15 protein-coding genes and 1 tRNA gene are annotated in these 12,866 nt (G+C 41.7%); 8 read left to right on the forward strand and 8 right to left on the reverse strand.

From position 1 onward, the window contains the following. The first annotated feature begins 17 nt into the window (after window positions 1–17). From FTT73_RS02870 to FTT73_RS02885, 4 genes are all read left to right on the forward strand, one after another. Entirely contained in the window at window positions 18–671 is a 654-nt protein-coding gene (locus tag FTT73_RS02870; protein ID WP_074383325.1) for a hypothetical protein, read from the forward strand. Window positions 672–965: 294 nt separating this feature from the next. Continuing rightward, window positions 966–1,967, forward strand: a complete 1,002-nt coding sequence (mltB, locus tag FTT73_RS02875; protein WP_180190978.1) for a lytic murein transglycosylase B — start codon at window positions 966–968, stop codon at window positions 1,965–1,967. 290 nt (window positions 1,968–2,257) lie between these two features. After that, window positions 2,258–2,872 carry a septal ring lytic transglycosylase RlpA family protein gene (locus FTT73_RS02880; RefSeq protein WP_005097531.1) on the forward strand — a complete coding sequence of 205 codons (615 nt, stop codon included), beginning with the start codon at window positions 2,258–2,260 and terminating at the stop codon, window positions 2,870–2,872. Between the two features lie 245 nt (window positions 2,873–3,117). Continuing rightward, on the forward strand, window positions 3,118–3,573 hold the full coding sequence (locus FTT73_RS02885; protein WP_005097532.1) for a DUF962 domain-containing protein: 456 nt from the start codon (window positions 3,118–3,120) through the stop codon (window positions 3,571–3,573). Between the two features lie 18 nt (window positions 3,574–3,591). Here the strand turns inward: FTT73_RS02885 and FTT73_RS16555 are convergent, their stop codons facing one another. From FTT73_RS16555 to rpsB, 4 genes are all read right to left on the reverse strand, one after another. Next, the gene (locus tag FTT73_RS16555; protein WP_347929744.1) at window positions 3,592–3,735 is read right to left on the reverse strand and encodes a DUF3465 domain-containing protein; all 144 of its coding nucleotides are present in this window, start codon (window positions 3,733–3,735) and stop codon (window positions 3,592–3,594) included. Then, the gene (locus FTT73_RS16560) at window positions 3,701–3,841 is read right to left on the reverse strand and encodes a DUF3465 domain-containing protein (protein WP_347929327.1); all 141 of its coding nucleotides are present in this window, start codon (window positions 3,839–3,841) and stop codon (window positions 3,701–3,703) included. The genes FTT73_RS16555 and FTT73_RS16560 overlap by 35 nt, the downstream gene beginning before the upstream one ends. Before the next feature lie 410 nt (window positions 3,842–4,251). After that, window positions 4,252–5,127 (reverse strand): translation elongation factor Ts, encoded by an 876-nt coding sequence (gene tsf / locus FTT73_RS02895; protein ID WP_005097533.1) that lies wholly within the window; start codon window positions 5,125–5,127, stop codon window positions 4,252–4,254. A gap of 142 nt (window positions 5,128–5,269) precedes the next feature. Next, window positions 5,270–6,016: a 30S ribosomal protein S2 gene (gene rpsB, locus FTT73_RS02900; protein ID WP_005097534.1), complete on the reverse strand. Its 747-nt coding sequence runs from the start codon at window positions 6,014–6,016 to the stop codon at window positions 5,270–5,272. A 471-nt stretch (window positions 6,017–6,487) separates the two neighbouring features. Here rpsB and map point away from each other — a divergent pair, with 471 nt between their 5' ends. The 3 genes from map to FTT73_RS02915 all read left to right on the forward strand — a co-directional run bounded on the left by map (window position 6,488) and on the right by FTT73_RS02915 (window position 9,601). Beyond that, window positions 6,488–7,315, forward strand: a complete 828-nt coding sequence (map, locus tag FTT73_RS02905) for a type I methionyl aminopeptidase (protein WP_005097535.1) — start codon at window positions 6,488–6,490, stop codon at window positions 7,313–7,315. A 252-nt stretch (window positions 7,316–7,567) separates the two neighbouring features. Then, window positions 7,568–8,803 carry a pyridoxal phosphate-dependent aminotransferase gene (locus tag FTT73_RS02910; protein ID WP_159516067.1) on the forward strand — a complete coding sequence of 412 codons (1,236 nt, stop codon included), beginning with the start codon at window positions 7,568–7,570 and terminating at the stop codon, window positions 8,801–8,803. Between the two features lie 360 nt (window positions 8,804–9,163). After that, window positions 9,164–9,601 (forward strand): PaaI family thioesterase, encoded by a 438-nt coding sequence (locus FTT73_RS02915; RefSeq protein ID WP_100357436.1) that lies wholly within the window; start codon window positions 9,164–9,166, stop codon window positions 9,599–9,601. Window positions 9,602–9,636: 35 nt separating this feature from the next. Here the strand turns inward: FTT73_RS02915 and FTT73_RS02920 are convergent, their stop codons facing one another. Further along, the gene (locus FTT73_RS02920) at window positions 9,637–10,092 is read right to left on the reverse strand and encodes a hypothetical protein (protein ID WP_180190979.1); all 456 of its coding nucleotides are present in this window, start codon (window positions 10,090–10,092) and stop codon (window positions 9,637–9,639) included. Between the two features lie 236 nt (window positions 10,093–10,328). Between FTT73_RS02920 and FTT73_RS02925 the strand changes: the two genes are divergently transcribed. Beyond that, window positions 10,329–10,404, forward strand: a tRNA-Asn gene (locus FTT73_RS02925). A gap of 90 nt (window positions 10,405–10,494) precedes the next feature. Here the strand turns inward: FTT73_RS02925 and FTT73_RS02930 are convergent. The 3 genes from FTT73_RS02930 to pdxJ form a co-directional block, all read right to left on the reverse strand. Further along, entirely contained in the window at window positions 10,495–11,328 is an 834-nt protein-coding gene (locus FTT73_RS02930) for a DUF4198 domain-containing protein (RefSeq protein ID WP_100534825.1), read from the reverse strand. A 136-nt stretch (window positions 11,329–11,464) separates the two neighbouring features. Further along, the gene (locus FTT73_RS02935) at window positions 11,465–12,118 is read right to left on the reverse strand and encodes a tRNA-(ms[2]io[6]A)-hydroxylase (protein ID WP_159138194.1); all 654 of its coding nucleotides are present in this window, start codon (window positions 12,116–12,118) and stop codon (window positions 11,465–11,467) included. A gap of 13 nt (window positions 12,119–12,131) precedes the next feature. Continuing rightward, window positions 12,132–12,857, reverse strand: a complete 726-nt coding sequence (gene pdxJ, locus FTT73_RS02940) for a pyridoxine 5'-phosphate synthase (protein WP_159516068.1) — start codon at window positions 12,855–12,857, stop codon at window positions 12,132–12,134. Between the last annotated feature and the right edge of the window lie 9 nt (window positions 12,858–12,866).

The raw sequence follows: 12,866 nt of genomic DNA on the forward strand, positions 1-12,866 counted from the left end.
AACATTGAGGTTTAACAATGCCATTTTTTGGTTTTATTCCTTCTGCAGAGCTTTTAAATACAATTCAGACTGCACAACAAAATAAAAATTCAAATGAGCCGCTTTACCCACTCCGTGATAAAACCGCATTGATGATTAATGATGAAATTATTGATGCGATTCTCACGGAACTGGTGCGTCGTTTTCCTGCAAGTGATAAGCGCGATACTGCGGAAAAACTGGCGGGCTATATCAAGTCAACTGTGGCGGTATTGCTGAAACAGTTATTGAGTAAAGCGCCGAATGATGTGGTGAAGCAATCTATTGCTTTCTCTGAACGTAGTCTGTTTAAAGACCCTGAAGGACAAATCCGTATTGGTGAGTCGCTGGATGCCAATCTGGTGACCAATTTAAAACATCATTATGCGGAACTAAGAGCCGGTCAGAGTATCGACAAACAAATGTTTAGCAACCTGTATAAGCAGTTTGGTGAAGCGACGGTACGTCACTTTATGGTCGATTTTAATAAGACCTTAGATCTCGGCATGATCAAACGCAAGGCAGCAGATATTGGTGCTTCTGCTGTGATTAAGGCCATCAATATGGCTGCAGATAAAATCATTCTCAATCTGAACAAGGATGAGCTTCGCGCCATGGCTGAATATCATGACACCTTGTTCTATACAGAATAGGTCTGCATAGAATCATCTAAGAGTGATTTTTTGAAATTAGCCTGACTTCGGTCAGGCTTTTTTATGCTCAATGAAATAGCTTGTTACAGATAAGCAGCTCCACAAGGCAAACTGACGCAAAAATAGCCAGTCTTTCACTATTTTTGTATATGCATCTAGGTCTCTTAATCATCCGAATGTTATCTTTAATCTGGTTTTTACAGCCTCATGATTGAAAAAATTTCTTAATCTTTTTCATGGCATGATTCAAATAACATTGCCCGCAACTTATCAAAAATTGGAAATCGTACCAAGATGTTGAAATCGAATTTTTATAAAAAATTTAAACAGCTTTCAATCGCATTGACCGCATTCGGTCTCAGCAGTTTCAGTCTGGCCAACGATTTCCAATCTCATCCCTCTTATACCAGTTTTAAACAGACTGCCATGCAAAATTATGGACTGAGTGCCCAGCAAGTCGATTCAGCCATGAACGGGGCGCGTAACCTGCCCAATATCATCAATATTATGAATCGTCCAGGTGAAAGCAAGCCTTGGTATTCTTATAAAACCAACTTTCTGGCTGAGTCGACCATTCAACGCGGTGTGCGCTTTAAACAGCAATATGCGGAAACGCTGAATCGCGCTGAACAGCAGTTTGGTGTACCACAGTCAATCATTCTCGGGATTTTAGGGGTAGAAACCGGCTTTGGTACCAATAAGGGTTCTTTTGTCACCCGTGATGCGCTGGCCACCTTAGGTTTTGGTTATGAGCGTCGTGCCCAGTATTTTCAAGATGAACTGGCGGCATTAATTGCCTGGTCTTATAAAGATGGCGTTTCAGCTTCTTCTATCGTCGGCTCTTATGCAGGTGCGGTCGGTTATCCACAATTCATGCCAAGTAATATTCCAAAATTCGGCGTGGACTACGATGGTAACGGACATATTGACCTGCGTAATTCAGCAGTAGATGCGATTGGCTCGATTGCCAACTATTTAGCCCAGCATGGCTGGCAGCGTAATCAACCGATTGCTTTTCCGGCCCGTTATAGTGGCTCGAACCCGGATGCGGTAATTGCCAAAGATCTGACTCAACCTAGCCCATATGGTGTGTTAAAAACACAAGGGATTAGCCCAATGAATCCTATTGTTCAAATTGACGATCTAGACTTGGTCAATGTAATTCAATTACAAGAAAATTATGGGCATATTTACTATATTACTTATCCAAATTTTCAAGTGATTACTACTTATAATCGCAGCCGAATGTATGCCACTGCATTGTGGTTATTAGGTACAGAAATTACTAGCCGTTAACATGAGAATTTAATACAAATTATTAAAGTCAACATTTTTATGAGTGATTATGAGCAAATATTGATCAATTTTAATATCATGTTACAATATTGATCATATTTTAATCACTCATTGTTTATTTTAAGTTCTTTTTTAAACTATTTTAATTAAATACTAGACAGGATATTGCAGGCATGAATATTATCCATTTCGTTAAATGTAGTTGCATAAGTTAAATATCAGGCGTGTTTACATGGTTTTTCAGTTACTTATGAACAAATCCATGCGATATGCTGTTAGGAGTTGATTCGATGCATTCTTCAATTTTGAAGTATTTTATGGCTATTGCCACGATAGTCACACTGACGCAATCGCAGGCAGATATGGTTCCGTCATCTTCGTTTAATCACGAAAATGACAATTCGCGCCTTGCAACGCGTGTATTAAATAAAGAAGCTCAAAGCTTCAATTCAAATTTCACCAATTTGAACAGCCTTTCAATCACTGAGCGTTCTGGCGATAAAGTTCGCCGTGAAACCATTGCAGCGAAAATTGAAATTCCTGCAGAAGAGCCTTCAGTGATTGAAAAACTGAATACCGTGGCTTCTAATACTGTACGCAAGTTCAGTCAGACAGGTACAGCCTCTTGGTATGGTCGCCAGTTCCACGGCCGTAAAACTGCAAGCGGTGAAACCTTTGACATGAATGCAATGACTGCTGCTCATCGTAGCCTGCCATTGAACTGTTATATTCGTGTGACCAATAGAAATAATGGTAAAAGCGTAGTGGTTAAAGTCAATGACCGCGGCCCATTCCATGGTAACCGTGTCGTCGATTTATCTTATGGCGCAGCGAAGAAACTCGGCATTACCAATGCCGGTGTTGGCAATGTCAGTATTGAGCGTGTCGCTGGTCCAAATTCTTAAGATTTAACTTGCAATACATTTAACCAAAAGCCACAGTAATGTGGCTTTTTTATTAACTTCAAGTTATAGAAAAATGACAATCAATCTATAGTTCCTCTTATCTCCGGCTACCTGTCCATTACAGCTTGAATGTTGCAAATTCGCCAAATAAAATTCACGTTCTGGCACGATTAACTTTTGACCAAACCTAGATTCTGCTTTATATTTTCAGGCAAGCACAACGTATTCATGGAATGGAGCGAATAATGAAAACAATATCTGAATGGCTGGATGAATATAGTGACAGTCATCAAAACAAAACCAATAAGCTGATTCACTGGGTCTGCGTACCGACTATCTATTTTTCGATTATTGGCATTATTGCGCACTTTAGTGCTTTACTGACCGCCCTTCTGCTAGCTCTGGCTTTTATTTTCTATGCCCGACTAGATATTGTTTTGGCAGTTGCAATGGCTGCTTTAACATTGATCATGGCCTGGTTAATCTGGATTCTGCCAGTCGGTGCCGGTTTTTATGTTGGCCTATTTGTTTTTGCCTGGATTGGTCAGTTTTATGGCCACAAAGTGGAAGGCAAAAAGCCATCTTTCTTTAAAGACCTTCAATTCCTTCTTATTGGCCCGATTTGGTGCATGGATGCTTATTTAGCTAAAGTAGCACCTTCCTGGAAAAGTCGCCAGATACGAGACATGAAGAGCATTTAGCAGCATTCTTCATTTTTTCTAATGAGAAGAACCTTCTTGATAGGTTCTTCCTTGATGTTTTAACCGGCCATACACATGTTTTCGGGCACAATCATGATGCATCCAGTGCGCCACATCCCCCTTCTCGCTATTTATATTCACTATAAAATTCGACAATATCATCTTTTTGAATCGAACCAATGCCGGGTGCGGAATCGATATTATATGTCACCAATACAATTTGATCATTCAAGCATGAACTCTTAATAGCGTGATCCTTTATGATCATCACCTAACGTTGCAATCATTGTTCGATAAGATCGAACCCCAATAGCACCCTGATGATGTTGAAAAGCAGTCTAAATTTTATTGAGATCATCTTGAGACATAGCTTCAAAATGAGTGTCGGTGTGGCGACTTGGCTGACTTTGTGTTAAGGAGCTCCACTCAAACTGGTTTTGCTAGGTATCAACACAGATATACAGCAATCAATAAGCAATCATCACCCCAATACCCATGTCGGTTTTATATGCGCTATTAATGATTTTCAATTCTTTAAATTTCGTTGATTTTATCACGCGTACTTTCTAAGCAAACTCGCATTTTCCAAGAAAAACTACCGCTTTCGACTTATTGTATTTTTATGCAGATATAAAAAAAGCCCCACAAAGTGGAGCTTCTTTATAATTCGTTACCGAATTATTGAGCAGCAGCCTGAGCAGCAGCAACTTCTTCTGCGAAACTCATTTCAGCTTTCTTCTCGATACCTTCACCAACTTCGAAACGAACGAATTCAGCTACAGTAGTACCTGTTGCTTTAAGAACGTCAGCAACTTTCTTGTCGTTGTCGATTACGTACATTTGACGCTCAAGAACAACTTCGTTCAAGTATTTCTCAACAGAACCCACAACCATCTTCTCAACGATGTTTGCTGGCTTGCCAGATTCAAGTGCTTTCGCTTCAGCAATTTCTTTCTCTTTCGCGATAAGCTCAGCAGAAACGCCTTCAGCATTTACAGCGACTGGGTTGAACGCAGCAACGTGCATTGCCAAGCCTTTACCAGTTGCTTCATCACCAGTATAAGAAACAACAACACCGATACGAAGACCGTGTTTGTAAACTGCAAGGTTAGCACCTTCAACAATTTTCGCACGACGTACTTGGATGTTTTCACCGATTTTTTGAACAAGAGCGATACGCGCTTCTTCTACAGTTGCACCATCTTCTAGTTTCAATTCAGCGATTTGAGCAGGATCAGTTACGTTTGCAGCAAGTGCAGCAGCCGCAACTTTCGCAGAGAAACCAGCAAAGTTTTCATCTTTTGCAACGAAGTCAGTCTGGCAGTTTACTTCTAAAAGAAGTGCTTTGTTGCCTTCTTGAGCAATCGTGATCGCGCCATCAGCAGCGATGTTACCCGCTTTTTTAGCAGCTTTCGCTTGACCAGATTTACGTAGGTTATCGATCGCTAATTCAACGTCGCCGCCCGCCTCTGTCAAAGCTTTTTTACATTCCATCATTGCAAGACCAGTACGATCGCGCAATTCTTTAACCATGCTTGCTGTAACTGCAGTCATGTTTATCTCCTAAATTCGGTAGAAAATGAATTCTTTTTAGAACAGAAACGGCCCAGAGGAGTTCTCATGGGCCGCCTGCATACATAACGCTTACTTTGCCACCATCACATGTCGCAAAAATGACAAGCTTGCGTCAAACGCATTAAGCCTCAGAAGCTGGAGCTTCTTCTGCTTTAGCTTGTGCATTCGCTTGTGATTGAGCATATTCTTTACCAGCAAGAATCGCATCAGCCATAGCAGAAGCATACAGTGTTACTGCACGGATCGCATCATCGTTACCCGGAATAACGTAATCTACGTTGTCTGGGTTAGAGTTTGTATCAACGATACCGATTACAGGAATACCAAGGTTCTTTGCTTCTTTGATTGCAATTGCTTCGTGATCAACGTCGATTACGAATAATGCGTCAGGTAAACCACCCATGTTTTTCACGCCGCCAAGACCGCGTTCAAGTTTTTCCATCTCACGAGTACGTTCTAAAGCTTCACGTTTAGTTAGCTTAAGGAAAGTACCGTCTTGAGATTGAGTTTGAAGGTCTTTTAGACGGTTGATAGATTGGCGAAGTGTTTTCCAGTTCGTCAACATACCACCTAACCAGCGGTGATCAACATATGGTTGACCAGCACGTTGCGCTTGTTCACGGATGATTGCAGAAGCTGCGCGCTTAGTACCAACAAACAAAACTTTGTTCTTTTTGCTCGCCAAGTTGTTAGCAAAGTTCAAAGCATCATTTAACGCAGGAACAGTGTGCTCAAGGTTGATGATGTGAATTTTGTTACGCGCACCAAAGATGTAATCGCGCATTTTTGGGTTCCAAAAACGTGTTTGGTGACCAAAGTGTGCGCCTGCTTGTAGAAGGTCGCGCATGCCTACGTTGTAATCTGCCATTTTCTTTACCTTAAAGTTTGGGTTAGGCCTCCATATACCCGCATTCTCCACCCAAGGGATTGCTGTCATTTTATCAGTGGTTGCGACAGAGGACATTTTTTAGCGATACAAGGCATGAATAGTGAGATTTAACATTCTAAATAAACTATTCATAACGCAGTAGCGTCAAAAAACGTCCCTATCCCGAAGGGTTGTAGCTAAAATCCCCTCATACTTCGTTATGAAACTCGATAAGGGAATACCATTACCATCGTTTCATGCCTCGCATGACGAAATTTTAGCTGACAACGCAACTCACATATAAAGTGACAACAATCCCTAGAAGCACCCAGAGTAATGTGTCGATATATGTGCGGATTTTTTGCCCCATCGCACAAAGCCCGTGAAATTTATTCACGAAAAAGCATTTGATAAAATGGGCGGCTATTTATACCATAGTCACACACAAATTTCCAAAAGTTTTTAGAGATCATGAACAACACTTACCAAGCGCCACGTCGACTTATCAAAACCCCTGACGAAATTGAAAAAATGCGTGTGGCAGGGCGACTGGCGGCAGAAGTATTGGATATGATCAAACCGCATATTGTTCCAGGTGTTACTACGCTAGAACTTGATACGATTTGTCATGACTATATTGTTAACCAACAACAAGCCATTCCAGCCTGCTTAGGTTATGGTGCAGCACCAGGTCGGCCTGCTTTCCAGCATGTGATTTGCACTTCTGTGAATCATGTGGTGTGTCACGGCATTCCATCGGATAGCAAAAAGTTGAAAAAAGGTGACATTCTGAATATCGATGTCACTGTGATTAAAGATGGCTATCATGGAGATACCAACATGATGTACATCGTCGGTGGTGAAACGTCTATTCTTGCTAACCGTCTATGTAAAGTAGCGCAAGAAGCCATGTACCGGGGTATTGAAACTGTAAAACCAGGGTCAACCATTGGCGATATTGGCCACGTGATTCAAAAATATGTCGAATCTGAACGTTTTGGTGTGGTACGTGAATATTGTGGTCATGGAATTGGCACGACTTTCCATGACGAACCGCAAGTATTGCATTACGGCCAGCCAGATACCGGGATGATTTTAGAAGAAGGCATGACTTTTACCATTGAGCCTATGGTGAATGGTGGCGACTGGAAAACCAAATTACTGGGTGATAAATGGACGGTGGTCACCAAAGACCATTCATTGTCAGCACAATATGAACATACCCTGCTCGTCACTAAAACAGGGGTTGAAATCTTAACCGCGCGTCCGGATGAAGATCTGTCACGCTTTAATAAATAAGTACCAAGACAACACCACAAAATGGTCACTATAAAGTGGCCATTTTTAGTTTATATTGACTGGCTTATGGGGGTTTACTGGATAACTCAAGCCTTTTAACTGTTGTCCCTTGGCATCGGAGTTCAAGATAAAGCTCTGCAAGTACACCATTTTTTCCTCAAAGTTTTCCAAATTCTTTTGCCCCATGCCTCGCATTTTAAGCTAAGATAATGTGCTTTTTATTTTTTAATCCCTATAAGAAGGAATACTGCCGTGGACGTACGTCTCTCTGATCGTGTAAATGCCATCAAACCGTCCCCAACGCTTGCTGTGACCAACAAAGCTGCTGAATTAAAAGCTGCAGGTCATAATGTTATTGGTTTGGGCGCAGGTGAGCCAGATTTTGATACACCGCAACACATCAAAGATGCAGCAATTGCAGCGATTAACAACGGTTTCACCAAATACACCGCTGTTGACGGTACGCCAGGTCTTAAAAAAGCCATTATTGCTAAATTGAAACGTGACAATAACCTAGACTACGCAGCAAACCAGATTCTGGTTTCTTGTGGTGGTAAACAATCATTCTTTAACCTGTCTTTGGCTTTGTTGAACAAAGGTGATGAAGTTATCATTCCTGCACCTTTCTGGGTCAGCTACCCGGATATGGTGATCATCGCTGAAGGCGTACCTGTGATTGTGAAATGTGGTGAAGAACAGCGTTTCAAAATCACACCTGAACAACTAGAAGCTGCGATCACTGACAAAACACGTTTAGTGGTATTGAACAGTCCCTCTAACCCGACTGGCATGATCTACACCAAAGAAGAACTTCTTGCTTTGGCTGAGGTACTGCGTAAATACCCTGAAGTATTCATCGCGTCTGATGACATGTATGAACCGATTCGTTGGGAAGATGAGTTCTATAACATCGCCACTGTTGCACCAGACCTGTATGACCGCACAATCGTGTTAAACGGTGTATCTAAAGCCTATGCAATGACTGGCTGGCGTATTGGCTATGCAGCGGGCCCTGCTAAACTGATCGGTGCGATGAAAAAAATCCAGTCACAATCCACTTCAAATCCAACTTCAATTTCACAAGTTGCTGCCGAAGCTGCATTGAATGGTCCTCAAGATGTTCTTGAGCCAATGATTGAAGCATTCAAACGTCGTCATGACCTGGTTGTGAAAGGCTTGAATGACATCAATGGTATTTCTTGCTTACCTGCGGATGGTGCATTCTATGCATACGCAAACATCAAGCCGTTGATTCGTGCCAAAGGTTTGAAATCTTGCACAGAATTCTCTGCTTGGTTACTGGAAGAAACTGGCGTTGCCGTTGTTCCTGGCGATGCATTCGGTCTGGGCGGTTTCATGCGTATTTCTTATGCAACTGCAGATGAAGTGTTGGTTGATGCACTTGCGCGCATCAAGAAAGCTGCTGATTCAATCGAAGGCGTTGACGCCGCAATTGCTTCAATCGAAGCTGAAAAAGCTGCACAATAATCAATTCGCTTGATTTAAAAACCCGCGTTGATCGCGGGTTTTTTTATGCCATTCCAAGCTGCTTTTGATAACGTATTTTAAGCAGATCAAACAAATGATCGCAGCCAAAGTGTATGCCACACATAGCATTGATCGAAATTCCTGAATATCTAAAGTATCTCTATTTCCGGTAGAAATAGCACTCTCCTGCTATCTGCAATAGCATTGAAAAAATAAATATTTTAACCTCAATAACTTTTAACCATCTAATATAACTATTGCTATGAGCAACATTACATCAAAATATGTCACTTGCTATTATTGATGTTTCACTTTTAAATAAAATCGAAACAGCTAAAGAATAATCACAGGAAAAGCAGAATGAATCCAAAAGAAATGAACGGTTTGGCCTTATTACAAGCTATGCGAGATGGGAAAATTCCCGCTCCAAGCATTAGCGAAACCATGTCGATGCAACCTGCCGTTATCCAAAGCGGATACGTAGAATTTAAAGTCAAAGCCGATCACCGGCATTTAAATCCGCTTGGTGGCGTGCATGGTGGTTTTGCAGCAACTGTTTTAGACACGGTGACAGGCTGTGCGATTCATACTTTACTCGAAGCAGGGGTCGGTTATGGCACGATTGATCTGAATGTTAAAATGTGCCGACCAATTCCTCGAGATCAGCAGCTTAAAGCGACCGGACAATCAATTAACCTCAGTAAAAATCTGGGTATTGCTGAAGGTCGGATTCTGGATGAAGAAGGCCGTTTATATGCCCATGCCACTGCGACCTGTATGATTATTCGCCCTGAATAACCAAGAGAACCTATGGCCAGCATTCAATCGATGACCTAAGCAATATTGCCCTTCGTCTGTCCGGCTTGAACACAGGCGATCTGTGGTCGGCTTAAGCCCTGAAACTCAAAATAATGCTTGGACACATTGGCCAGCTCTACATCTTGTATTTGCGCTGTCGATGCCTGCCAAGCTTTGGATTGATTGGTACCGGTCAAAAGATTACCTGAAATGGCATAGATATATAATTCTCTGCTTTGCTCTTTCAGATAATCGGCATTCAAAAACACTTCAAAGCTAAATTGACGTTCAGTTTCTACCAACCATTTTTCTGCAAACCACAATTGCAGCAAATCACCTAGATACAAGGACTGTTGCGCCAAGGGCCATAGCTTGATATGAGCATCTGTAACAGGAATATAATACTGTGCTGGATCTGCAATAATCTGCAGATAGTTTTCTTGATAATAAGTGAGTTGAGAGAAAATTTGAGGGATGCTGAGCGTATTCATTCGCTGTCTCCGGTTTAGCCATTTTTGTGCTGGCAAGTAGGTTTAAATCCACACTGTTTGACCATTTGGTCAAACGACTTTATGGTTTTAATCTAGCAAGTGAAATTTATTCTGACAAGTATTTTTCGTAAAATTTATGCAATTGTCTAAATTAAAAACAGACAGGCTGAATTTGTTATAAATATGACAGTTTTTGCTTGACCCCTGTCAAAATCCCTCTATAATCGCTTTCAGATTCTCCAATAGCTCAGTCGGTAGAGCGACGGACTGTTAATCCGCAGGTCCCTGGTTCGAGCCCAGGTTGGAGAGCCAAATACTAAAAAGCCCACTCATAACGAAGTGGGCTTTTTTTCGTTTAATATTTTATAAAACAAGCCTGAATGATTTCAGGCTCGTTTTGGCTTAATCCATTACATTAAAAGCCAAGGTATATTTATAACGCTTTAAATCATTCTTTTTTATTTCGAAAGGCTGCTGATAATCAATTTTCATTAAGTACTGGCCTTTTTCCTGCATATTAAAGTTGAGTAACCCTTGCGCATCTGTTGTGAGCGCTTTATAGATTTTTTTATCACGACTAAAATCTGTCGTTTGTGCCAAAATCTCAACGTTTAAATTCGCAACTCCTTTTTTATCATCCAGTACTTTCAATTGAATCGCTTGAGATTTTTTAAATGCATTTGGATGCGTGATAAATTGAACATCAAAGCCAGCATGGATATGCTGAATGACCTGATTCGACGTCACACGCCGTGAGACAAAGGTTTCAATAATATCGATAGTCTGCACAGTTTTCTGTGGCATGTTTTTCTTCAGCGCTTGCTGATAAATCACATTTTGATTGGCGGCTTGATTGGCTTTTGGAACAGCACTTAGAACCATTTTCCATTTTTGAGCAACCTGTGCATACTTTAGGCTATTCCCCTGTTTCTCGCCACGAATCCGATAGGTACCCTCTTGTTTATTTTCCAGGCTATAACTACTTAGGGTTTGTGTTTTGGTCCATGCATCATCTGCAAGATAAATCTTTTGGCCTGTAGGCGTATGATAATGAAACTTAAAGTTTTTAATCGCCACTTCCGAGGCAAATGGATTGTCATAAAAGCCAGATACAATCGCAGTGTGATTGTTAAAAGTTTGATAACTTAGTGGGGCAACATAAGGATAGTGTGCAAAGGCTGTACTGCTGATCACTCCAAAGATCAAAAAAGGCATGACTTTTACCAGCTTATTCATTATTTCATCATCGTTATTAAGAAATCTGCTGTATTTTATGGATTAAGTCTGTAGATGTAAATAATTCTCATTTATATATTTGCTCTGGATATAAAAAATCCCCCATGAACGGAGGATTTTTAAATGTTCACTGCAATTAAGCCGCTTGAGCCGGAACACCGCTATGGAAACGGAAAGTGTCATCTGGTGTCAGAATCAGCTGCTTTTCAACGTTACGAATATGATCAATCCGGCTTTGAATATCCTCTTGCGGATTTTTCAATTTTGCCGTGGTCGCCACATCCATCGCCAAAGCCAGATAGTCCTCAAAGTGACGAGATTCAGACTTAAGCAAGTAACGGTAATAACGTGCCAACTCATCATCCACACGCGAAGCCAGCGCGTAGAAACGCTCACAAGAGCGTGCTTCCACAAAAGCACCAATCACCAAGACATCAATCAAGGCTTCAGGTTCAAAAGTCCGGATTTCTTTGCGCAAGCCACCGGCATAACGCCCTGCACTCAAATTCTGCCAGGCCTGACCGCGCTTGTTCATCAGTTCAAGCACTTGTTCATAATGCAGCATTTCTTCACGCACTAACTGCGCAAGCTTCACCTGTAAATCGACAAAGTAACTATAGCGAAACATCAGGTTCATGGCCGTGCTGGCTGCTTTTTTCTCACAATTAGCATGATCTTGCATCAAGATTTCAAGATTTTCGACTGCCACATTCAGCCATGCCTTGGGCGTTTCACACCCCAGGAAAGCAATCACCGGCTGCATCAGTTCATCATAATTAATATTTGACATAACGATTCTGATCTTAACGTGCTGACTTAATCACAGCTTTCATTTGCTGAACAGCTTGTGCCAGACCTACAAATACAGCATCTGCAATTAATGAGTGGCCAATATTAAGTTCATGAATTTGTGGAATCGCCGCAATTGGCGTTACATTATCGAGGTTTAAACCATGACCGGCATTCACTACCAGACCTTTCGATGCGGCATATTCAGCACCTTTAATAATGCGCTCAAGCTCAGTCTGCTGGGCTTCAGGCGTTTCTGCATCGGCATAAGCCCCAGTATGAATCTCGATGGTCGGTGCACCACAAGCAACTGCTGCATCAATTTGGGCAAAGTCGGCATCAATAAACAAAGACACATCACAACCAATCGCCGCCAGTTCTTGCGTAGCTGCTTTGACTGATTCGAAATGGGTCACCACATCCAGACCACCTTCAGTGGTGACTTCCTGACGTTTTTCAGGGACAAAACAGACATGATGCGGTTTAATTTCCTTGGCAAAAGCGACCATCTCATCTGTCACCGCCAGCTCGAGGTTCATACGGGTTTTCAGTGCAGGACGCATACGACGCACATCTTCATCCTGAATGTGACGACGGTCTTCACGCAAGTGCAAGGTAATGCCCTCTGCCCCGGCCTGCTCACAGATCAATGCAGCATTGACTGGGTCTGGGTACGTTGTACCACGTGCTTGTCTTAATGTTGCGACATGGTCAATATTGACACCAAGTAATGCAGCCATAATCTTTTC

The sequence above is a fragment of the Acinetobacter sp. YH01006 genome, assembly GCF_013420445.1.
Lineage (GTDB): Bacteria > Pseudomonadota > Gammaproteobacteria > Pseudomonadales > Moraxellaceae > Acinetobacter > Acinetobacter pseudolwoffii.

Excerpts from the sequence above, each read along its gene's own strand:
- FTT73_RS02930 (WP_100534825.1), bottom strand. The coding sequence starts at position 11,328 with ATGAATAAGCTGGTAAAAGTCATGCCTTTTTTGATCTTTGGAGTGATC.
- mltB (WP_180190978.1), top strand. The coding sequence starts at position 966 with ATGTTGAAATCGAATTTTTATAAAAAATTTAAACAGCTTTCAATCGCA.
- rpsB (WP_005097534.1), bottom strand. The coding sequence starts at position 6,016 with ATGGCAGATTACAACGTAGGCATGCGCGACCTTCTACAAGCAGGCGCA.
- FTT73_RS02935 (WP_159138194.1), bottom strand. The coding sequence starts at position 12,118 with ATGTCAAATATTAATTATGATGAACTGATGCAGCCGGTGATTGCTTTC.
- pdxJ (WP_159516068.1), bottom strand. The coding sequence starts at position 12,857 with ATGGCTGCATTACTTGGTGTCAATATTGACCATGTCGCAACATTAAGA.
- FTT73_RS02920 (WP_180190979.1), bottom strand. The coding sequence starts at position 10,092 with ATGAATACGCTCAGCATCCCTCAAATTTTCTCTCAACTCACTTATTAT.
- FTT73_RS16560 (WP_347929327.1), bottom strand. The coding sequence starts at position 3,841 with ATGATCATAAAGGATCACGCTATTAAGAGTTCATGCTTGAATGATCAA.
- map (WP_005097535.1), top strand. The coding sequence starts at position 6,488 with ATGAACAACACTTACCAAGCGCCACGTCGACTTATCAAAACCCCTGAC.
- FTT73_RS02880 (WP_005097531.1), top strand. The coding sequence starts at position 2,258 with ATGCATTCTTCAATTTTGAAGTATTTTATGGCTATTGCCACGATAGTC.
- FTT73_RS02870 (WP_074383325.1), top strand. The coding sequence starts at position 18 with ATGCCATTTTTTGGTTTTATTCCTTCTGCAGAGCTTTTAAATACAATT.
- FTT73_RS02915 (WP_100357436.1), top strand. The coding sequence starts at position 9,164 with ATGAATCCAAAAGAAATGAACGGTTTGGCCTTATTACAAGCTATGCGA.
- tsf (WP_005097533.1), bottom strand. The coding sequence starts at position 5,127 with ATGACTGCAGTTACAGCAAGCATGGTTAAAGAATTGCGCGATCGTACT.
- FTT73_RS02885 (WP_005097532.1), top strand. The coding sequence starts at position 3,118 with ATGAAAACAATATCTGAATGGCTGGATGAATATAGTGACAGTCATCAA.
- FTT73_RS16555 (WP_347929744.1), bottom strand. The coding sequence starts at position 3,735 with ATGATATTGTCGAATTTTATAGTGAATATAAATAGCGAGAAGGGGGAT.